The following is a 19,114-nucleotide window of genomic DNA, read 5'->3' as shown; positions in this document are numbered from 1 at the left end:
CGACCGGGGTGCACAGGGGTCGAGCGTCCCGAAGGCGCGATCAGCCCCTCAGCCCCCCCCGGCCCCTCAGCCCTTCATCTCCTTCTCACCGGCACCGGACGCTCAGCGGTCCGAACCCGATCACGGTCTCGAACCCGTCGGACCAGCTCACCGTCGCCTCCTCCGCCTCGACCACCACATCGGCCACGGCCTCGGCGAGCGGTGTGCCCGCCTCTCCGCCGAGGGCGGCCAGCGCCACGAGGAGACCGGTCCCCTCGACATCCGCCGAGAGCCTCGGCACCCGCACCCAGGGCTCGTACGCCGTACCCTCCGGCGCCCGCACGGAGTCCGGTCCGTCCCAGCCCCGCAGCGCCACCAGCTCCGAGCGCAGCGCCTCCGTGGCCCACCCGGTGAGCGTCGCCCGTGCTCCGTGCGGGGCGCCCACGATCCGGTGGACCCGCAGTTCGTGGCGGCCCCGCGCCACGGTCACGCTCTCCACGCGCAGCCCCGGCACCATCGGCGGCCCGGACACGAACACCGGGCGGTGCCAGGACGCGGCCCAGCCCCATCCGTCGCCCTGACCGGCGCCCAGCGGATGGATGCGGCGCCGCACGCTCGCGATCCCGCCGACCTCGACGGACAGATGGTTGTCGGCGACGTTGGTCCGGGACGTCGGGCCGGTGTGCGTGGAGTACGCCTGCCGCCCGTAGAGCACGTCGTCGTGCTCGGCGGACTCGCCCTCGTGCGGCCGGACATGGTCGCTGCCGTGGTTGTGCAGGCGCACGATCCCGTCGGCCCGCGTCGACTGCACCAGCAGCCCCGGCGCCGGCAGGGCGAGCACCCGGTCGGCGGCCTCGCTCGGGGCCGCCTCCTCCGTCGCGGTCCACAGCGGGTCGTCCTGCGGGGCGAGCAGCGCCACGAAACCCTTCGACGCCCAGTACGGGGACGCGGGCCCGGAGTACGACTGGAGCGTGGCGGCGTGCGGCCCGTGCCAGCCGAGGCTCAGCAGCCCCTCGTCCGTGACGCCGCCCCGGTCCAGGAAGTAGCGCAGGTTGCCGCTGATCAGGCGGCGCGACGTGCCGGGCGTCAGCGGGGTGTGCCCGGTGACCGCGCCGGCACCGATGGCCGCGGACGCCGCGAAGCGGTACGTGAGCGAGCGCCCGAAGTGGATCGGCGCGCCGTCCCCGCCGAACAGGAGGGAGAAGCCCTCCAGGTGCCGGCGCAGCCGGGGGCCGAAGTGCGCCGCGAGCCGCGCGTCGCCGGACAGATGGGCGTGCAGCATCGGGTAGAGGTGCAGCGCCCAGCCGTTGTAGTGGTCGAAGGCCCGTCCGTCGCCGTCCGCGTACCAGCCGTCGCCCCGGTACCAGCTCTCCATCAGGTCGAGCGCTCGCTCGGTGGCGCGGGTCGTGGCCGGGTCGCCGCGGCCCACCGACTCCAGGAACGACGCCACCATGAAGGGGAAGAGGTACCAGTTGTTGGGGGCGGGCGTGTGGTCGATCGCGCCGCGCAGCCAGGTCTCCGCCCGGTCCTGTACGTCGCCGTCGAGCCGGTCCCACAGCCACGGCCGCGTCAGCATCAGCCCGAGCGCCACCGACGCCGACTCGACCATCGGCTGGCCCTGCACATGGTGGTCGAGGATCAGCGGCCATGACTCGGCGTCGTCCGCGCCGGGTGTGCGGGTACCCGCGGCGAGGCCGCTCGCGTACCGCTCCAGCCAGTTGCGCGGGTCCTTCCCGTCGGCGCCCGCGACCCGGAACCCGGCCGCCAGGAACGTACGGGCGAACCCTTCGAGGCCGTCCGAGCGGACCCCCGACGCGGAGGGGCGGCCGGGCAGGTCGAGCAGGGCGCCCTGCGGGGTGGCCCAGCGCCAGGCGGCGCCGAGCAGTCCGTCGGCGACGGCCTCCCAGTGGGCGCGGGTGTAGCCGGTGTACGGGCTCAGGGCCCGGTCCTCGGCGGGGAGTTCGAAGGGGATGCTCATGCGAGGAACGCCAGCCTTTCGCGTCGTACGGGGTGGGCGAAACCGTCGCCCGCGGCCCACCGGGCCACCTCGCCGACGGCCGTGTCGGCGAGCCGTTCCCATTCGCTGCCCTGGGAACCGGCGAGGTGGGGGGTGATCAGCGCGTTCGGGCAGTCCCACAACGGGTGGTCCGCGGGCAGCACCTCGGGGTCGGTGACGTCGAGCACCGCCCGGATGCGGCCCGCGCGCACCACGTCGGTGAGCGCGTCCTGGTCGACGACGGCGCCGCGCGAGGTGTTGATGAGTGTGGCGCCGGGCCGCATCGAGGTGAGAAGGTCCCGGCTGACGAGGCCGCGCGTGGCCGGAAGCAGCGGCGTATGGATGCTCAACAGGTCGCTGCCGGTGAAGAGTTCGGGCAGCTCCACCCACTCCACGCCCAGTTCGGCGGCCTCGGCGGCCGTGACGTACGGGTCGTGCAGCAGGACCTCGAAGTCGAAGGGCCGCAGCAGCTCGATGACGCGGCGGCCGATCAGCGAGGCCGACAGCAGGCCCACCGTGCGGCGGTAGTTGCCCACCTCGTGCGAGGTGAGCAGCCACTCGCCGCGGGCGCGGTCCCGCCGGAAGTCGCGAGCCCGTTCCAGGACGTGCTTGCCGTGCAGCAGGAGCATGGCGAGGGTGTACTCGGCGACGGGCAGCGCGTTGGCCGCCGCCGCCGAGGTGACCTCGATGCCCCGCTCCCAGCAGGCGTCGGTGACATGTCCGCGCACCGAACCGGCCGCGTGCACCACGGCTTCGAGCCGGGGCGCCGCGGCGAGGACGTCCGCGTCGAGCCGCGGGCATCCCCAGCCGGTGACGAGGACCTCGACGTCGGCGAGGACCTGCTCGGCCCGGGTGGTCGTCAGGTCGTCGAGGACGGGTCCCGGCGCCAGGTCGCAGACGCTTCGCAGCGCGGCCATGGACCGCGGCGTGAAGACGGCCGCCGCGGCCTGGGGGGACATGGCGAGCGCCACGCGGGGCTCGGTCACTTGACCGCCCCCGCCGTCAGGCCGGAGCGCCAGAAGCGCTGGAGGAGGACGAAGGCGAGAATGAGGGGGAGGACCGCGAGAAGCGAACCCATGATCACCACCGGGTAGTACTCGGGAGAGACGGACGCCTGGCTGTTCCACTGGTACAGGCCCAGACTGACCGGATACAGGTCCTGGTTCGAGAGCATCACCATCGGCAGGAAGAAGTTGTTCCAGATCGCGGTGAGCTGGAAGAGGAACACCGTGATCAGGCCGGGGCCGAGCATGCGCAGCGCGACCCTGACGTACGTCGTCAGCTCGCCGGCGCCGTCGACCCGCGCCGCCTCCAGGACCTCGTTCGGGACATAGCCCTGCGCGAAGATGCGGCCCAGATAGACGCCGAACGGGTTGAACAGGACCGGGATGAACACCGACCAGAAGGTGTTGACGACACCGGTCGCGGAGGCGATCAGGTACAGCGGCAGCGCGAGCACCGTCTGCGGCACCATGACCGCGGCCAGGACCAGGCCGAACAGCTTCTCCTTGTGCCGGAAGTGGTACTTGTCGAAGGCGTACCCGCAGGCGACGCTGATCAGCGCGCCGAGCGCGGCGCCGAGCACGGCGTACAGGAGGCTGTTGCCGTACCAGCGGCCGTAGAGACCTCCGTCCATCGCGAACAGGTCCTTGAGGTTCTGGACGAGGGAGAAGTCGCTGAAGGACAGGATGTTGCTGCTGAACAGGGCGTCCCGCGACTTGGTGGAGGCGAGCACCAGCCACAGCACCGGCAGCAGGGTGTAGAGCACGGAGATCGTGACGACGACGTTGACGGTGGCCCGGCCGAGCAGGCGTGGGCGCAGGAGGCCGGTGTTCCCCGGCGCGGCAGTGCTCATCGGGCGTTCTCCTCGGCCGAGTCGACGCGGTTGGTCCAGCGGGTGACGCCGTACGAGAGGGCGACGGTGATGATGAGGAGGATCACCGAAGCCGCTGCGGCGAGCGAGTAGTTGTTGCGGCTGAAGGCCGCGTCGTAGATGTACATGCTCGGCGAGAACCGCGAGTTGATCATCTGTGAGGACTGATGGAGCAGCATCGGTTCGGTGAACAGTTGCAGCGCCCAGATCAGCGTGAACATCGCGACCATCACGATCGAGGAGCGCACGAGCGGCGCCTTCACCTGGAGCGCCGTGCGCACCGGACCGGCGCCGTCCACCACGGACGCCTCCAGGACCTCGCGGGGGACGGCCTGGAGGGCCGCGTAGAAGACGACCATGTTGTAGCCGAGGTTGCTCCACAGGGCGATGTTCACGATCGACGGCAGCGTGGTGTGCAGGCCGAGGAAGTCGACCGTGATGTCGGCCTTGCCGAGGACGTCGATGATCGGGCTGATGCCGGGCGTGTACAGGTACAGCCAGATCAGCGAGGCGATGATGCCGGGCACGGCGTGCGGCAGGAACAGACCGAGCTGGGCCGAGGCGCGCAGCCGTACCACCCCCGAGTCGAGCAGCAGCGCGAGCGCGAGCGAGCCGATCACCATGAGCGGGATGTAGAGGACGCAGTACAGCGCGACCGTGGCGAGCCCGGACAGGAACGTCGGGTCGGTGAGCACGGCGGCGTACGAGCGCAGGCCGACGAAGACGGTCCGCTCCGCGCCGAAGCCGAGGCCCGGCTGGTCGTCACTGAAGAAGCTCAGCCACACCGCCGTCCCGACCGGGATCAGGAAGACCAGGATCAGAAGGACGAAGAACGGCGTCATCAGGACACCCGCCGCGCCGTTGCGGCGGCGCCTGGCCGCCTGGTGCGCCTTGCGCTGCGAGACGCCGGCCGACTGCTGCGGCGCGGTCGCCGCCGAGGGGACGTGGGTCGTCGCGGTCATGGGGTCACCTGCCTTCCGGGATGCGGGCGGTCATGTCGAGTGCTGGGTCGTCGCGAGGCCGAGCGCCTTGAGATCGGGCATCGTGCCGTCCTGCGCGGCGCGCACCGAGGACAGCAACGTGCCGGAACCGGCGCCCGCGCGGGCGAAGGCGTCCTGCATGACGGAGGCGGTGGCGGTCATGCGCGGCCCCCACACCCAGCCGTCGCTGATCTTGTGCGCCTCCTCCTCGAACAGGGCGTAGATGTCCTGGCCGCCGTAGTACGAGCGGTCGAACGCGGCGCGGCCCACCTCGATCAGCTCGGTCGCGGCCGGGTACTGGCTGCTCGCGCCGCTGGACAGCCGTGCCCGCAGGGCGTCCGGGTGGGAGACCTGCCACTCGATGAACTCCAGGGCCGCCTCCGGGTGCGCGCTGTCCTTCGTCACGGCGAACGTCGAGCCGCCGTGCGTGCCGAGGGCGGGCCTGTCCGGGGTCCACTGCGGCAGCGGGGCGATCCGCCACATCCCCTTCTGCTCGGGGCGTGCGTTCATCTGCGCGCCCGCGTCCCAGGCACCGCTGAGGCGGGTCAGGACCAGGCCGTTGCCGATCTGCGCGTCGTAGAGCCGGGCGGTGGAGGAGTTGACGTAGACCAGGTCCTCGTCGATGAACCGCTGCCAGTACGCGGCCACCTTCCGGGTCGGCGCGTCCGCCAGCGACACGTTCCACGCGCCGTGCGCGGTGTCGAACCACTTGGCGCCGGCCTGCGCCGACCAGGCGGCGAACTGCGTCATGCCGTCCGTGGGGAACGTGCCGATCCTGCGGCCCCCGCCCGTGCGCCGCACCTCGCGCGCCAGCTCGGCGTACTCGTCCCAGGTGGTGGGGGGCTCGAACCCGTACCGGTCGAAGAGGTCCTTGCGGTAGTGCATCACCATCGGCTCGATGTCGAGCGGCACGCTGTACGTGTGCTTCTCGAACGTCGTCTGTCCCAGCGACTGGGGCAGCAGCTTCGCCCGCAGCCGGTCGCTGATCATCGAGCTGATGTCCCGGACGACGCCGTCGACGGCGAAGCCCGGGAGCTGGGGGTACTCGATGGTGGCGACATCCGGGGCGTTGCCCGCCCGTGCCGCGTTGCTGAGCTTCAGATACCCACCCTGCGTGCCGGAGGGGATCTGCTCGAAGTCGACCTTGATGTGGTCGTGCGTCCTGTTGAACGCGTCCACGACCTCCTGGCTGCCGCGCAGGGCGGACCAGAACGTGATGGTGGTGGTGCCTTTGGTGCTCTTGGTACCGGACTTGCTGCTGCTCCCGGATGACGCGCTGTCGGTTCCGCTACAGGCGCTCAAGGCGCCCGTCAGTGGCAGCGCGGTGATCGCGGCGAGCACGGATCGACGGCTCTGTCGACCAGGCATGGGCGCCTCCCGCGGCTCCTGCGTGTTCGAGTCACGGGAATACTGATCGGCTGAGCGGACCTGGTCAATAGATCGATCAGAGGAAAATGAAACGGTCAAACGCTCATTCGGGGGTGGGAATTGCTTCCGGGACGCCGGGCACACCCGGGGCCTGCGTCGACCCGCGCACCTTCAGCTCGGGCAACAACTCCATGCGCCGCACCGGCCCCCCGGTACCGCCGGACACCCGGTCCCCGAGCCTGCGCAGCAGCAGCTCCGCGGCGGCCCGGCCGACCTCCGCCTTCGGCGGGGACACGGCGGTCAGCGGGGTGCTGCCGAGCGCCGCGACCACGTCGTCGTAGGCGATCGCCGAGCAGTCCTCCGGGACCCGCACCCCGCTGTCGCGCAGCGACTGCACCAGCATCAGCGCGTCCACGTCACCGTGCAGCACGGCGGCCGTCGCCCCCAACTCCCGCAACAACGCGGGGAGTTCGATCGCCTTCTCCGCGCTCTCCGCCCGCGGATCGGGGGCCGCGCCCGGTGAGCTGAGGGCGACGGCCCACGCGTCGACGTCCGGGTGCGCCGCCGCGATGTCGGTGAACGCCGCCCGGACGGCGCGCGCCGTCGGACTGTCGTCCCGCGCGGCGAGCACGATGCGACGGTGGCCGAGGCCCGTCAGATGCTCGACGGCGAGATGGATGCCGTACCAGTGGTCGGTGCAGACGGTGTCGAGGGCGTGCAGCGCGCTGCCGCGCCGCGGTCGGCGCTCCATCACGACGGCAGGCACCTCCAACCGCGCCAGCCAGGCGTAGTCCGCCTCCTCCGTAGCACTGCTGCGCCAGCGCGGCGCGATCAGCAGACCGCGCGCGCCCTCCGCCAACGCCCGCTCCACCAAGGGCTGTTCGGCGCCCGGAGCGGTCGGCGCGATATGCAGCGCGATACGGATACCGGCCTCCTCGAAGGCCGTGCGGGCGCCGTGCAGCGCCTCGTACAGGTAGGCGTGCCGCTCCGGTACGACGACGGCGACCGGGCCGCCGTCCACCGGGGGCGGCACCGGTGCCGCGGCCCGCTCGGTCTCGGGCAGCACCGGACGGGCCACCCCGTGACCGCGACGCAGTTTGCCCTCGCGGGCCAGCTCCTCCACGTCACGGCGCAGGGTCACCACCGACACCGCGAGCTCCGCGGCGAGATCGCTGACCCGGGTGGCACCGCGCGACTGTACGACGGCGAGGATCCGCTGCCGCCTGAGATCGACCGGTTCGCGCATGCTGAGGGCCCCCTCATGACCGATGTTCGTTTGAGCGCTTCACTGAACGCTTCGGCCGCAGCATAACCAGCGGCGCGGGCGCGGGGTCAGCCCCCGGCGCGGTGAGCGGATGAGACCGAGGGTGCCCCGCTCGCGCTCACCCGCGCGGAGGGTGTCACCGCTGCCGGGCGTCGGGACCCGGCCGGACCGGCAGCCGTCGCACACTGTTGCCGACGAAACCGGTGTGCGCGGGCAGTTCGGCGTCCGCCACGGCCGGCTCCAGCGCGGGGAACCGGGCGAACAGCCGCTCCAGGGCGACGGTCGCCTCCAGCCGGGCCAGCGGCGCGCCCAGGCAGTAGTGGGCGCCGTGCCCGAGGGAGAGGTGCCGGCCACCTGCTCGGCGGGTGAGGTCGAAGCGGTCGGCGTCCGGGCCGTGCGCCGCCGGGTCGCGGCCCGCGCCCGAGTACCCGGCGAGCACGGGGGTGCCCCGGGGGATCACCGTGCCGTCGAGGACGAGATCCCGCGTCGGATAGCGGAACGGGAAGTAGCTGACCGGGCTGTCCCAGCGCAGCGTCTCCTCCACGACGTCCGACCACGAAGCGGCACCGGCCCGCACGAGGGCGAGCTGGTCGCGGTGCCCGCACAGCGCCCGCACCGCGTTCGTGATCAGGTTCAGCGTCGTCTCGTGCCCGGCGACGACGAACAGCATGAGGGTGCCGATCAGCTCCTCCTCGCTCAGCCGGTCCCCGCCCTCCTCGCGCGCCGCTATGAGCGCGCTGGTGAGATCGTCCCCCGGCTCCCGCGCCCGGGCCGCGACGACCCGCGCCAACACCGCGACCATCTCCCTGTTGGCGTCGAAGGCCTCCTGCGGCGTCGTGCCCGTGGAGACGATCTGACTCGACAGATGATGCAGCCCGGCCCTGAACTCCGCGTCCACGCCGAACAGTTCACAGATGACCCGCATCGGCAACGGCAGCGCGAACCGGGAGCGCAGCTCCACCACCTCCTCGACGGCCGCCTGCCGGGCGACCCCGTCGAGCAGCTCGTCGACGAGCCGCTCCACGCGCGGGCGCAGCTCCTCCACCCGCTTCGCCGTGAAGGCGCGGCTCACCAGCGACCGCAGCCGCCGGTGGTCCTGACCGTCGGCCGTCGTCATGCCCCGCACCGTCGCGAAGGTGCGCAGCGGCCAGCCCGCAGGTATCCGCCCCTCGGCCAATGCCGTGAAATGCCGGGCGTCCTTGGCGACATCGGGGTGCGCGAGGAACTCCTTGAGCGCGTCGTGGCCGAGAACGAGCATCCCGGGCACCTCACCGGGCAGCACCACCGGGGCGACCGCGCCGCGCCGCCTCAACCGTGCGTTGCGCGCGTGCGGGCAGCCGCCCGACGGATCGAGACGGTGCGGGAGAGAGCGTGCGCCGTCGGGGTCCGTGGCATCGGCGGAGGCGGTCAACCGGGGCTCCTCACGGGTCGGACGACGAGGACGGCCATCGGATCCTACGGCGCCTGCGATCCGAGACCCAGGTCGTAGATCCGGTCAAGGAGCCACGCCTCATTGCCCGCGAGGCCCGCCCGGTGCAGCGCCTCGTCGGCCTCCGCGATGGGCACGGCGAGGACCGACGCGGTCGCGGGTGGCTCGGTGCCGGAGAGCGCGGCACGCGCCGTGTGCAGCAGCCGCAGACAGGCTTGCGCCGCCGCCACCTCGGGGTTCTTCGTCTGTCGGCCCTGCTGGTCACTGTTCCTGGTCCCGTTCATGTTCCTACTCTTGCGCACGGGTCTGACAATCCGTCTCCAATGGGGCAGCGCTAGCCTCGTCGCTACCCCGGTTCGCCCAGCGGGGTCGAGAACGCACCAGGAGGGATCCGCTTTTGTCGTCACTCGCAGTTCCCCTGTTCGATCCCGCGGCAGGCCAGGGTCTGCGGCAGATGGCCGAGTTGGGGCTCGCGCTCGTCCTGTCCACGCTGATCGGCGCGGAGCGCGCCGTGCGGCAGAAGAGTGCCGGGCTGCGCACCCACACCCTGGTCGGCGTCGGAAGCGCCCTGTTCATGGAGGTGTCGCAGCACGGATTCAACTCGGTGGCCGGCCTGGACGGCGTGTCGCTCGACCCGTCGCGGGTCGCCGCGCAGATCGTCTCCGGCATCGGATTCATCGGCGGCGGCCTCATCTTCGTACGACGGGACGCCGTTCGGGGTCTGACCACCGCCGCGACGGTCTGGTTGACCTGCGCCATAGGGATGGCCTGCGGCGGCGGCCTGCCCCTGCTCGCCTTCGCCGCGACCGCCTGTCACTTCCTCGTCGTACGGGGATACCCGTATCTGACCCGGCGCGTACCGGCCCTGGCCACGGAACGGCGCACCGGCCTGCACCTCGCCTACCGGGTCGGCAGCAGCGTCCTGACCCGCGTCCTGGAGGAGTGCACGAGCCGCGGGTTCCGCGTGGTGGAGCTGCGCACCGACCGCACCGAATGGGAGCAGGCCCCCGAGCGGCCCGGCAGGATGGCCGTCCGCATGGAGATCGAGGGCCCCACCGGCGTCCCCGACCTGGTCGCCGTGCTGGCCGAACTCGACGGGGTCCTCGACGTGGCGTCCATCGAGTCGGCGGCGGATGAGTAGCGCGGGCCCGCCGACAGGATGGTCGAGCCCGGCCCCGGGAGCCGACGGGACCGTTCAGCGGCGCGTCAGCCGCAGCCGCAGACCGGACGGCATCAGCGTCAGCCGCTCCGCGATCCGCAGCCGGTACCCAGGCTCCGCGTGCAGGTCGTAGCGGCGCAGCAGCAGACCGAGCACCAACAGGGACTCGTGCAGGGCGAACTGACGGCCGATACAGGCCCGGGCCCCCGTGCCGAACGGCTTGTACACGTGCGCGGGGCGCCCCCGCACCGCCTGCGGCGCGAACCGCTCAGGGTCGAACGACTCGGGGTCCTCGCCCCACGCCGCCGGGTCCCGGTGCAGCATCGTCGTCAGGACCAGCGCCCAGGCGCCCCGCCGCATCGGGTGCCTGCCGCCCAGCGTCGTGTCGGCGACCGCCTCCCGGGCGTACGCGGGAGCCGTCGGCCACAGCCGCAACGACTCGTCGAGCACCCGCCGCAGATACCGCAATTTGGCGACCTGCTCGTACGCGGGCACGGCCGTGTCGCCCCAGACCCGGTCGACCTCCTCCTGCGCCTTCGCGAGGACCGCGCGGTCCTGCGCGAGGTAGTGCAGCGCGAACGAGAGCGCGCCCGAGGTCGTCTCGTGCCCGGCGACCAGGAACGTGATCACCTGGCGGCGGATGTTCTCCGGCGCGAGGCGCTCACCCGTCACGGGGTGCGCCACCTCCAGCATCCGGTCGAGCAGGTCGCCCCGGCCCCCGCCCGAGGCGCGGCGCGCGGCGATCACCTCGTCGACCACGCTGTTCAGGTAGGCGCGGTCCGCGGCGTTGCGCCTCTCCGCGCCGCGCAGCAGCGTCGAGAGCAGCGGTGGCACCACATTGCGGCGCTGGGCGAACGACAGCGCGCCCACCATGGCCGTCACGAACGGATGCGGCCCCTCCTTGTCGACATCGCGCTCGAACGACCCGAAGTCGTGCCCGAAACCGGTCCGCGCGATCGTCTCGAGCGTCAGTTTCGTCATGTCCCCGGACACGTCCACGCTCCGCCCGGCCGCCTCGCTCGCGTCCCACGCGGCCGTCAACCGGCTCGCCACGTCCAGCATCAGCGGGTGGTAGCCCGCCATCGCCTCACGGCTGAAACCGGGGGCCAGGATGTCGTGCGCCAACTGCCAGTTGGGTTCGTGGTTGTACGCGGTGAACAGCCCGTCGCCCGCCACCGGACGCAGATTGGCGACCCCGAGCCCGACGTGCTTGGCGAACCGTGACTCGTCCGAGAGCTCCGCCGCCAGCGCCGCGCCCGCCACGAACACGATCTCCTTGCCGAACGCCTTGCGCCGGAAGATCGGCCCGAGTTCGGCCGCCACCCGCATCGAGTCCTGCAACGGGGCGCGGACGTCGGAGCCGAGCACGTCGCCCAGCAGCGGTATGCGGCGGGGCGGGTGCGGGATCAGGTCCAGGCGCGGCCAGCCCAGTTCGGCACTGCGAAAACCCCGCGGCACTACGTCCTCCGCCGCCTGCGTCACCTGCGCCATCGTGCCCATCTCCCTTGCGAGGACCGCGGATCGGGCCCGCGCCCGCGCCTTGTTAGACGTGGATTCAATAATGCGGTCACAGTGTGGTCCCGCTGTTGAACCGACGTCAAGTAAGCGGGACGACGTCCAGTAGGGTGCCCGCATGAGCGCGGAGCGAGGGGGAGCGCGGACACCGGGGGAGCGGACCCGGCGCAGGCTGAGCACCGAGGAGCGGCGGGAGCAACTGCTGTCCGTGGGTGCCAAGTTGTTCGCCCGCGACCCCTACGACGACGTCTGGATCGAGCAGGTCGCCGAGCTGGCAGGGGTCTCGCGCGGTCTGCTGTACCACTACTTCCCGACCAAGCGGGATTTCTTCGCCGCCGTCGTCCGCCGCGAGAGCACACGCATGCTCCGGCTGACCGCCGCCGTCCCCGGCATCCCGGTCCATGACCAGCTCGCCGCCGGTCTGGACACCTTCCTCGACTACGTGGCCACGCACGCGCAGGGCTTCCGGGCCTTCCACCGCGCCGAGGCGGCGGGCGATCCCGCCGTGCGCGCCGTGTACCGCGAGGGCCTGGCCGCCCACGAAGCGCAGATCATGGCCGCCCTCGCCGCCGACCCCCAGCTCGTGGGACGGCTGCCGGGACCGGCCGCGCTACGCCTCGCCGTACGCGGCTGGCTCGCCTTCCTCGTCGCCGCCTGCCTGGACTGGCTCGACGAGCCGGAGCTGACCCGCGCGGAGGTGCGCGACCTGTGCGCCCGGACCCTGCTCGGGGCGCTCCTCCCCGCATCCGCGGCACCCGGGGAAGAGCCGTAAGGCAAACTTGCAAGGCTGCCTGTCGACCTCTTACGGTGGAGCCATGTCAGGAACGCAAGACCCCGCCGCCGGGGAGCCGTCCACCGAGCAGGTCGCCGCCGATCTCGCCACCGTCGTCGGCAGGCTCTCGCGCCGGCTGCGCAGCGCCTCGCCGGACAGCCTCCTCACGCCCACCCAGCGCACGGTCCTGGCCCGCCTCGACACGGAGGGGCCCGCCACCACCGCGGCGCTCGCCCGCTCGGAGTACGTCCGGCCGCAGTCCATGCGGCTGACGATCGGCGCGCTCGAGGAACAGGGCTTCGTGGCGCGCTCGCCCGACCCCGACGACGGGCGCCAGTCCGTCATGTCGATCACCGACCACGGCCGCGCCACCCTCGCCTCCGTGCGCGCCGCCAAGCACGGCTGGCTCACCGAGGCCCTCGCCGCCGAACTCGACGCCGACGAGCGGCGCACCCTCGCCGAAGCGACCCTGCTCCTGGAGCGATTGGTGCGGAAGTGAGCGGCGCGGCGAGCGAGGAGACCGCCGCCGCCACGCGGAAGAAGGCCCCCGAGCGGAACGGGTTCGGGGCCCGTCTCACCGCGCCCCTGCTGCTCGGCTCGCTCCTCAACCCGCTCAACACGACGATGATCTCCACCGCCCTGGTGGCGATCGGGCACGACTTCGGGATCGGCGCCGCCTCCACGGCCTGGCTGATCTCCGTCCTCTACCTCGCCAGCGCCGTCGCCCAGCCCGTCCTCGGCAAACTGGCCGACGTCCTCGGCCCGCGCCGCGTCTTCCTCGCGGGACTCGTCGTCGTGTGCGCCTCGGGCGTCGTCGGTGCGCTCGCCCCCGGCTTCGGCTGGCTCGTCGCCTCCCGGCTGCTGCTCGGCATCGGCACCTCCGCCGCCTACCCCGCCGCGATGGCCGTCCTGCGGGACGAGGGGCGCCGCGTGGGGCGCCGCCCGCCGCGACCCGTCATGGCCCGGCTCTCCTTCGCCGCGCTCGGCAGCGCCGCCGTCGGCCCGACCCTCGGCGGACTGCTCGTCACGCTCGTCGGCTGGCGCGGCATCTTCGCGGTGAACGTGCCCGTAGCCGCCGTCGCCCTCGGCTGCGCGCTCCGGTGGGTCCCCACCGACCTCTCACGCGCCCGGGACGGGCGGGCGGCGCCCGGGCTCGCCCTCGACCCCCTCGGCATCGGCCTGTTCTCCACGGCCCTGACCGTGCTGGTCTTCTTCCTCCTCGGCCTCGCCCACCCCCTGTGGTGGCTGCTCGCCCCCTTCGCCGTCCTCACGGCCGCGCTGCTGTGGTGGCAGACGCGCTGCCGCACCCCGTTCATCGACGTACGCATGCTCGCCGGGAACGGCGCGCTCGCCCGCACCTACCTCCGCCACGGCCTCAGCTACCTGCTCATCTACTGCGTCATGTACGGCTACACCCAATGGCTCGAAGAGGGACGCGGCTACTCGTCCGGGCACACGGGGCTGCTCATGCTGCCGATGTCCCTCGCCGCCCTGGTGTGCTCCCTGCTCGCCGCCCGGACGAAGGGCATCCGCGCCCCGCTCACCCTGGCCTGCCTCCTGCTCACCGCGGGCGCCGGGCTGCTCACCGTCGTCTCCGGGCACACCCCGCTGGTCGTCCTGCTGCTCGCGGGCGCCTGCTTCGGCATCCCGCAGGGGCTCATCGGCACCAGCAACCAGGCAGCCGTCCAGGAGTACGCGCCCGCCGCCGACATCGGCGCCGCCGCCGGACTCCAGCGCACCGCCCAGTACATCGGCGCCATCACCGCCTCCGGCCTCATCGCCCTCGCCTACGGGCAGCGCGCGGACGACGGCGGCCTGCACCTGATGGCGGGCGTCTCGGTCGTCCTCGGCGTCCTGCTCGTGATCGTCACCCTGACGGACCGGGCGCTGCGCCGGCCCGGTGCGGTAATGTGACCGCTCCCGTCAGAGCACCACAGAGCAACGAGGGATCGAGGAGGTGAGTCCGATCACCGCTGTGTCAGGTCGGGAGCTCCCTTCTCCTGTCGTACGCACCGTCCCCGCGCCCTGAGCGAGACGGCGGCCGTTCGACGCCGGGGAGCCCCATCGGCTTCCCGAGAGGTCATACATCAGCCATGTCGCTTCCCCCGTCGTTGCCGTCCCCCCCGTCGTCCCCCTCCTCCCCATCCTTCCCTTCCTCGCCGCCCGGGCTTCTGTCTCTCGACCCCTCTCCGGTCGTCGCGACCCTGCGCCGAGCCGGTTGCGTCTTCGCCGAGGACGAGGCGCGCGTCCTGCTCTCCAGCGCCCGGGACGCGGCCGAACTGGCCGGGATGGTCGAGCGCCGCGCCACCGGACTTCCCCTCGAACACGTCGTCGGCTGGGCCGAGTTCTGCGGCCTGCGGGTCGCGGTCGACCCCGGCGTCTTCGTGCCGCGCCGCCGCACCGAGTTCCTGGTCCGCCAGGCGCTGGCCCTCTGCCCGCCCGGGGCCGTCGTCGTCGACCTGTGCTGCGGCAGCGGGGCCGTCGCCGCCGTGCTCGCGGACCGGCGCCCCGCCCGCCTGCACGCGGCGGACCTCGACCCGGCCGCGGTGCGCTGCGCCCGGCGCAATGTCGCGCCGCTCGGCGGAGAGGTCCACGAGGGCGACCTCTACGATCCGCTGCCCGCCGAGCTGACGGGCCGGGTCGACATCCTCGTGGCGAACGGGCCCTACGTCCCCACCGGCGACGTACCCCTGCTGCCGCCCGAGGCCCGCGAGCACGAACGGCTCATGGCCCTGGACGGCGGCGCCGACGGACTCGACGTGCTGCGCCGTGTGGCCGCCGGGGCGCCGCGCTGGCTGGCGCCCGGCGGCCACCTGTTCGTGGAGACCGGTGAACACCAGGCCGAGGCCGCGGAGTCGGCGGTGCGCTCCGCCGGTCTGCGGCCCCGGGTGATGCGGGACGAGGACCTTTACGCCACGGTGATCGTCGCGACGCGGCCCCGCGTTCAGGTGCCGTAGGAGACCCGGACGTCCTTGAAGCCCAGGGAGTTCAGCAGCCCCTTCAGCATGTCGGTCGTGTTGCGCTCGGCACGGCTCGTGAGGCCGCTGTCCCGGGCCGCCTCGCCGATGTGCCGGGCGGCGAGTTTGCGGACGGCGCGCTCGTCGTTGGGGTTGTCGGAGAACAGGTCACCGAGGCGGTCGAGGAGGCCCCGCTGCTTCGACACGGCGTAGGAGCGGTCCGTGTCGAGGGCGGGGCTGCCGAGGCGTGCGTGCGGCAGCTTCAGCGTCGCCGACGTCCGCTCGTCGTTCACCCGGACGTCCCCGGGGCCGACCTTCCCGAGATCCACGTACGCGTCGACGCTCCCGGCCCCGATGTACAGGGTGCGGGTCCCCCGGACCGCGTCCGGGAGGTACTTGGTGTCCTTCTCCAGGTCGACCACGACCTGGAAGTTCCCGGACGCGGCGTCGTAACGGCTCAGATCCCGCACCGACTTGAGCAGCGCGGGTCCCGACCGGTCGTGCGTCTCGGTGCCGAACACGTCGTCCAGCCGGTGCAGCAGCCGCAGCCCGGTCAGGACGAGCAGCAGCACCACGACGAGTACACCCACGAGTTTCGCCCAACGGGGCAGTGGCACAGACCTCGACGTCATGACGGAAACCTCCTTCCGTAGGAGGTCGTGTTCCACCGTTTCGAGTGATCACGCCTCGGGCGGTGCCCCCGGTGTCCGGATCGGGCGGTCGCCCGACACCCGTGACCACCACACTCCCTCGCCCCGCGTCAGCCCCGGCAGCGCCACCTCCATCTCCCGCACCCGGCGCGCCGTCAGCTCCCCGGTGACGAGCCAGGTGTCCAGGCCGCCGGTCGTCGTCCCGAACTCGGCTCCCAGCGCGCCCAGTTGCGCGGTGACCGGGGCGAGCGTGTCCAGCGGGACCTCCACCTCGAAGGTGTGCACCGGCTCGTGGACCCGTGTCCCGGCCCGCTCCAGCGCCTCGCGGGTCACGAGCGCGGTCACGGTCCTGAAGTCGGCCGCGACGCTCACCGGCGAGGAGAACCCCGAGCGGATCAGCGTCACCCGGCAGTCCGTCACGGGCCACCCGCGCGGCCCACCCCGCACCAGGGTGGCGTGCACGGTGTCCTCGACGGCCTGGTGGAACGCCCGTGGCAACGCGCCCAGTTCGGTCTCGTACGCGAAGACGCGACCGGAGCCGTGCGCTCCCGGCTCGATGCGCAGGCCCACGGTCGCGGGCAGTCCTGTGGTGCTGCGCCGCCCCATCTCCTCGACCGCCTCGCCCGTGCCCGCGGGGCGTTCCACGCAGCGGATCCGGCTGGGCTCGAACTGCGCCTCGATCCCGAACTCCTGGGCCAGCGTGGCGCCGATGACCTCCTTCTGCACCTCCCCGTACAGCAGGAGCGCGGTGCTGCCGTCGGGTCGCGGGCGGGCGTGGATCAGTGGGTCCTGGTCGGTGAGTTCGAGCAGGGCCGCGCGCAGGGCGCCGCCCTGTCCCGGCCGGACGGCCCGGACCAGCGTCTCCAGGGTCGGCGGGGCGAACCGGGCCTGCGCGCCGGGCAGTTCGCCGAGGCGGTCGCCCACCCGGACCCCGGCCGTACCGCGCACCTCGGCGATCTGACCGGGGCCCGCGGTGTCCCCCTCGCCGCCGACGACCCGCACCGCGGTGAGCCGCCCCGCGATCCGCTCGGTGCCGCCCTCGGCGTCATGCCGCAGGAGCACCACCTTCTGCCGTGCCCTCACCTCGCCCTCGTACAGGCGCAGGCAACCGATGCGCTCGCCGACGGGGCCCCGACGCACCGCGAACACGGTGCCGACCGGGCTCGCCGACCCCGCCCCGGGCTTCGTGGCCGTGGGGATGAACTCCCGGATGGCGTCCATCAGTTGACGTACCCCTTGGCCGCCGAGGGCGGAGCCGAACAGCACGGGGTGGAGGCGTCCGTCACCGGTGCGGGCGGCGAGCGCGGACCGTACGGCGTCCGTGTCCGGCGGCGGCCCGTCGACCAGCGCGGCCAGGATCGTCTCGTCGACCTCCGCCAGGGCGCGGGCCGCCTCGTCGCGCACCACCGGGTCGTCGAGGCGGCGGCCCGTGACGGTGGCGCGCGGCGTCCCCGCGTGCCGCACGTCCGCGAGCGGCACCACGTGCGGGGTGAGACGGCGCCGGACGTCGTCGAGCAGCGACGCGGTCCGCGCGCCCGCCCGGTCGATCTTGTTGACGAAGACGAGCGTGGGCAGCCCGAGCCGCCGCAGCGTCTTGAGGAGCACGCGCGTCTGCGCCTGCACGCCCTCCACGGCGGAGATCAGCAGGACGGCCCCGTCGAGCACGTCGAGGGCCCGCTCGACCTCGGCGACGAAGTCGCAGTGGCCCGGGGTGTCGATGAGGTTGATCTGTGTGTCGCCGACGGTGAACGCGGCGACGGCCGAGCGGATGGTGATGCCGCGCTGCCGCTCGATCGCGCCGGTGTCGGTGCGGGTGGTCCCGCCGTCGACGCTGCCGAGCCGGTCGATGGCGCCCGCGTCGAACAGGAGCCGCTCGGTGAGGCTGGTCCTACCGGCGTCGACGTGGGCGAGAATGCCGATGTTCAGGGTCGTGCGTACCTGCGGGATCCGCATGGAAGGTCGAGTCCTCGAGAGCTGGGGTCCGGCGGGGTCGCTGAACTGCTTCGAGGAATCGGCGCATGCGGGTCTCCTGAACCGGCGAGGACGTGTCCCGCCCATGATGCGCAGCGGCTCACCGCCGCGCGCAACTCATTTCCCGGGCGCGGCGAACCGGCGTACGTACCGCTTCTGCCACGGTGTCTCCACCGCGCGGCGGTGGTAGTGACGGCGTACGTACGTGACGGCGTCGGCCGCCGGTACCCCGTCGAGGACGGCCAGGCAGGCGAGCGCCGTGCCCGTTCGCCCCCGTCCGCCGCCGCAGGCCACCTCCACCCGCTCGTCGGCCGCCCTGACCCAGGCGTCTAACAGCACGGCGCGGGCGCGCCCGTCGTCGGCCGGCAGCCGGAAGTCCGGCCAGCGCAGCCAGGTCGACTCCCAGTCCACGGGAGCCGGTTCGCGGCCCAGGAGATAGACGCCGTACGTCGCCGTGGCCCCCGGCGGCAGCGGATCGCGCAGCCCCCGGCCGCGCACCGCCCGGCCCGAGGGGAGGCGCAGCACACCGGGGGCGTCCGGCTCCCAGCTCATCGCGCCTCCTGCGCCGCGGAGAGGAGGAACGCCGCGAGACGCCGGGCCCGCCCGAAGGCGTCCGGGAACACGTCGAGCCCGTCCGAGACCAGGGCCCCCTCGTGCAGCAGCGTCAGGGAGCGCCCCAACTCCCGCGCGGCGTCCGGCGACACGTCCGCGGCGAGCCGGGTGAACAGCTCCAGCGTCCACTGCTTCTGCCCGATGATCACGGCGTACGCGGGGTGGGCCGGGTCGCTGATCTCGGCGTGGGCGTTCACCATGCCGCAGCCCTTGCCGCTGTGCTCGGCCATCCACTCCGCGGACGCGTCGAAGACGGCCAGCACCCGCTCGACGGGGGAGAGCGCGGCCGGGTCGTGGTGCGCGGCGAGATGGGCCCGCCACCGGGCGTCCCGCGTGGCCAGGTAGTCGACCACGATCTGCTCCTTGGAGCCGAAGCGGTCATAGAGCGTCTTCTTCGTGACGCCCGCCTCCGCCGCGATCAGGTCGACGCCGACGGCGTGGATGCCCCGTTCGTAGAACAGCCGTGAGGCGGTCTCCAGGACGCGCCGCGCGGCCGGGGTGAGGTCGGGGCGCTCCGGGTCGACGGGCGGCGGGGCTGAGGGCGCGGTGGTACGCATACCCCCACAGTAGACCGATCTGTATAGTGGAG

18 protein-coding genes are annotated in these 19,114 nt (G+C 72.8%); 5 read left to right on the top strand and 13 right to left on the bottom strand.

Annotated features, from left to right (window positions below; translation table 11 throughout):
- Positions 1 to 85: 85 nt before the first annotated feature.
- From ACIRF8_RS11235 to ACIRF8_RS11200, 8 genes are all read right to left on the bottom strand, one after another.
- The gene (locus ACIRF8_RS11235; protein WP_404213332.1) at positions 86 to 1,957 is read right to left on the bottom strand and encodes a DUF2264 domain-containing protein; all 1,872 of its coding nucleotides are present in this window, start codon (positions 1,955 to 1,957) and stop codon (positions 86 to 88) included.
- A complete protein-coding gene (locus ACIRF8_RS11230; RefSeq protein ID WP_404214257.1) occupies positions 1,954 to 2,934 on the bottom strand; it encodes a hydroxyacid dehydrogenase in 981 nt (326 codons plus the stop codon). Before ACIRF8_RS11230 ends, ACIRF8_RS11235 begins: the two co-directional genes overlap by 4 nt.
- Positions 2,935 to 2,957: 23 nt before the next feature.
- Positions 2,958 to 3,830, bottom strand: a complete 873-nt coding sequence (locus tag ACIRF8_RS11225) for a carbohydrate ABC transporter permease (RefSeq protein WP_404213330.1) — start codon at positions 3,828 to 3,830, stop codon at positions 2,958 to 2,960.
- On the bottom strand, positions 3,827 to 4,810 hold the full coding sequence (locus tag ACIRF8_RS11220; protein ID WP_404213328.1) for a carbohydrate ABC transporter permease: 984 nt from the start codon (positions 4,808 to 4,810) through the stop codon (positions 3,827 to 3,829). Before ACIRF8_RS11220 ends, ACIRF8_RS11225 begins: the two co-directional genes overlap by 4 nt.
- 30 nt (positions 4,811 to 4,840) lie before the next feature.
- Entirely contained in the window at positions 4,841 to 6,196 is a 1,356-nt protein-coding gene (locus tag ACIRF8_RS11215) for an ABC transporter substrate-binding protein (RefSeq protein ID WP_404213326.1), read from the bottom strand.
- Positions 6,197 to 6,299: 103 nt separating this feature from the next.
- Positions 6,300 to 7,442 (bottom strand): substrate-binding domain-containing protein, encoded by a 1,143-nt coding sequence (locus tag ACIRF8_RS11210; RefSeq protein WP_404213324.1) that lies wholly within the window; start codon positions 7,440 to 7,442, stop codon positions 6,300 to 6,302.
- 154 nt (positions 7,443 to 7,596) lie between these two features.
- On the bottom strand, positions 7,597 to 8,871 hold the full coding sequence (locus ACIRF8_RS11205; RefSeq protein WP_404213322.1) for a cytochrome P450: 1,275 nt from the start codon (positions 8,869 to 8,871) through the stop codon (positions 7,597 to 7,599).
- 44 nt (positions 8,872 to 8,915) lie between these two features.
- A complete protein-coding gene (locus ACIRF8_RS11200; protein WP_404213320.1) occupies positions 8,916 to 9,173 on the bottom strand; it encodes a hypothetical protein in 258 nt (85 codons plus the stop codon).
- Positions 9,174 to 9,286: 113 nt separating this feature from the next.
- Between ACIRF8_RS11200 and ACIRF8_RS11195 the strand changes: the two genes are divergently transcribed.
- A complete protein-coding gene (locus ACIRF8_RS11195; protein ID WP_404213318.1) occupies positions 9,287 to 10,030 on the top strand; it encodes an MgtC/SapB family protein in 744 nt (247 codons plus the stop codon).
- 54 nt (positions 10,031 to 10,084) lie between these two features.
- On the opposite strand, the gene ACIRF8_RS11190 is transcribed toward ACIRF8_RS11195, so the two are convergent.
- Positions 10,085 to 11,539 carry a cytochrome P450 gene (locus ACIRF8_RS11190; RefSeq protein ID WP_404213316.1) on the bottom strand — a complete coding sequence of 485 codons (1,455 nt, stop codon included), beginning with the start codon at positions 11,537 to 11,539 and terminating at the stop codon, positions 10,085 to 10,087.
- Positions 11,540 to 11,681: 142 nt separating this feature from the next.
- Between ACIRF8_RS11190 and ACIRF8_RS11185 the strand changes: the two genes are divergently transcribed.
- The 4 genes from ACIRF8_RS11185 (at position 11,682) to ACIRF8_RS11170 (ending at position 15,292) form a co-directional block, all read left to right on the top strand.
- Positions 11,682 to 12,335, top strand: coding sequence for a TetR/AcrR family transcriptional regulator (locus ACIRF8_RS11185; RefSeq protein ID WP_404213314.1), 654 nt, complete (start codon positions 11,682 to 11,684; stop codon positions 12,333 to 12,335).
- Positions 12,336 to 12,378: 43 nt separating this feature from the next.
- Complete coding sequence (locus ACIRF8_RS11180; RefSeq protein ID WP_404213312.1) at positions 12,379 to 12,834, top strand: MarR family winged helix-turn-helix transcriptional regulator; 456 nt, start codon at positions 12,379 to 12,381, stop codon at positions 12,832 to 12,834.
- Between the two features lie 125 nt (positions 12,835 to 12,959).
- The gene (locus tag ACIRF8_RS11175) at positions 12,960 to 14,249 is read left to right on the top strand and encodes an MFS transporter (protein ID WP_404214255.1); all 1,290 of its coding nucleotides are present in this window, start codon (positions 12,960 to 12,962) and stop codon (positions 14,247 to 14,249) included.
- Between the two features lie 179 nt (positions 14,250 to 14,428).
- Positions 14,429 to 15,292, top strand: a complete 864-nt coding sequence (locus tag ACIRF8_RS11170; protein ID WP_404213310.1) for a putative protein N(5)-glutamine methyltransferase — start codon at positions 14,429 to 14,431, stop codon at positions 15,290 to 15,292.
- Here the strand turns inward: ACIRF8_RS11170 and ACIRF8_RS11165 are convergent.
- From ACIRF8_RS11165 to ACIRF8_RS11150, 4 genes are all read right to left on the bottom strand, one after another.
- Entirely contained in the window at positions 15,280 to 15,924 is a 645-nt protein-coding gene (locus ACIRF8_RS11165) for a DUF4230 domain-containing protein (RefSeq protein WP_404213308.1), read from the bottom strand. The genes ACIRF8_RS11170 and ACIRF8_RS11165 overlap by 13 nt on opposite strands.
- Before the next feature lie 48 nt (positions 15,925 to 15,972).
- Positions 15,973 to 17,895 carry a tetracycline resistance ribosomal protection protein Otr(A) gene (otr(A), locus tag ACIRF8_RS11160; RefSeq protein ID WP_404213306.1) on the bottom strand — a complete coding sequence of 641 codons (1,923 nt, stop codon included), beginning with the start codon at positions 17,893 to 17,895 and terminating at the stop codon, positions 15,973 to 15,975.
- A gap of 135 nt (positions 17,896 to 18,030) precedes the next feature.
- On the bottom strand, positions 18,031 to 18,465 hold the full coding sequence (locus tag ACIRF8_RS11155) for a protein phosphatase (protein WP_404213304.1): 435 nt from the start codon (positions 18,463 to 18,465) through the stop codon (positions 18,031 to 18,033).
- A complete protein-coding gene (locus tag ACIRF8_RS11150) occupies positions 18,462 to 19,082 on the bottom strand; it encodes a TetR/AcrR family transcriptional regulator (RefSeq protein ID WP_404213302.1) in 621 nt (206 codons plus the stop codon). The genes ACIRF8_RS11155 and ACIRF8_RS11150 overlap by 4 nt, the downstream gene beginning before the upstream one ends.
- Positions 19,083 to 19,114: the final 32 nt, after the last annotated feature.

It is taken from the genome of Streptomyces sp. NPDC102406 (genome assembly GCF_044765725.1).
Lineage (GTDB): Bacteria > Actinomycetota > Actinomycetes > Streptomycetales > Streptomycetaceae > Streptomyces.
This window is presented reverse-complemented; position numbering and strand designations above follow the sequence as displayed.

Bases quoted from the DNA above. Each gene is read 5' to 3' on its own strand.
- ACIRF8_RS11225 (WP_404213330.1), bottom strand. From the start codon at position 3,830: ATGAGCACTGCCGCGCCGGGGAACACCGGCCTCCTGCGCCCACGCCTG.
- ACIRF8_RS11155 (WP_404213304.1), bottom strand. From the start codon at position 18,465: ATGAGCTGGGAGCCGGACGCCCCCGGTGTGCTGCGCCTCCCCTCGGGC.
- ACIRF8_RS11175 (WP_404214255.1), top strand. From the start codon at position 12,960: ATGATCTCCACCGCCCTGGTGGCGATCGGGCACGACTTCGGGATCGGC.
- ACIRF8_RS11200 (WP_404213320.1), bottom strand. From the start codon at position 9,173: ATGAACGGGACCAGGAACAGTGACCAGCAGGGCCGACAGACGAAGAAC.
- ACIRF8_RS11230 (WP_404214257.1), bottom strand. From the start codon at position 2,934: ATGTCCCCCCAGGCCGCGGCGGCCGTCTTCACGCCGCGGTCCATGGCC.
- ACIRF8_RS11215 (WP_404213326.1), bottom strand. From the start codon at position 6,196: ATGCCTGGTCGACAGAGCCGTCGATCCGTGCTCGCCGCGATCACCGCG.
- ACIRF8_RS11190 (WP_404213316.1), bottom strand. From the start codon at position 11,539: ATGGCGCAGGTGACGCAGGCGGCGGAGGACGTAGTGCCGCGGGGTTTT.
- ACIRF8_RS11220 (WP_404213328.1), bottom strand. From the start codon at position 4,810: ATGACCGCGACGACCCACGTCCCCTCGGCGGCGACCGCGCCGCAGCAG.
- ACIRF8_RS11185 (WP_404213314.1), top strand. From the start codon at position 11,682: ATGAGCGCGGAGCGAGGGGGAGCGCGGACACCGGGGGAGCGGACCCGG.
- ACIRF8_RS11235 (WP_404213332.1), bottom strand. From the start codon at position 1,957: ATGAGCATCCCCTTCGAACTCCCCGCCGAGGACCGGGCCCTGAGCCCG.
- ACIRF8_RS11210 (WP_404213324.1), bottom strand. From the start codon at position 7,442: ATGCGCGAACCGGTCGATCTCAGGCGGCAGCGGATCCTCGCCGTCGTA.
- ACIRF8_RS11180 (WP_404213312.1), top strand. From the start codon at position 12,379: ATGTCAGGAACGCAAGACCCCGCCGCCGGGGAGCCGTCCACCGAGCAG.
- ACIRF8_RS11165 (WP_404213308.1), bottom strand. From the start codon at position 15,924: ATGACGTCGAGGTCTGTGCCACTGCCCCGTTGGGCGAAACTCGTGGGT.
- ACIRF8_RS11150 (WP_404213302.1), bottom strand. From the start codon at position 19,082: ATGCGTACCACCGCGCCCTCAGCCCCGCCGCCCGTCGACCCGGAGCGC.
- ACIRF8_RS11170 (WP_404213310.1), top strand. From the start codon at position 14,429: ATGTCGCTTCCCCCGTCGTTGCCGTCCCCCCCGTCGTCCCCCTCCTCC.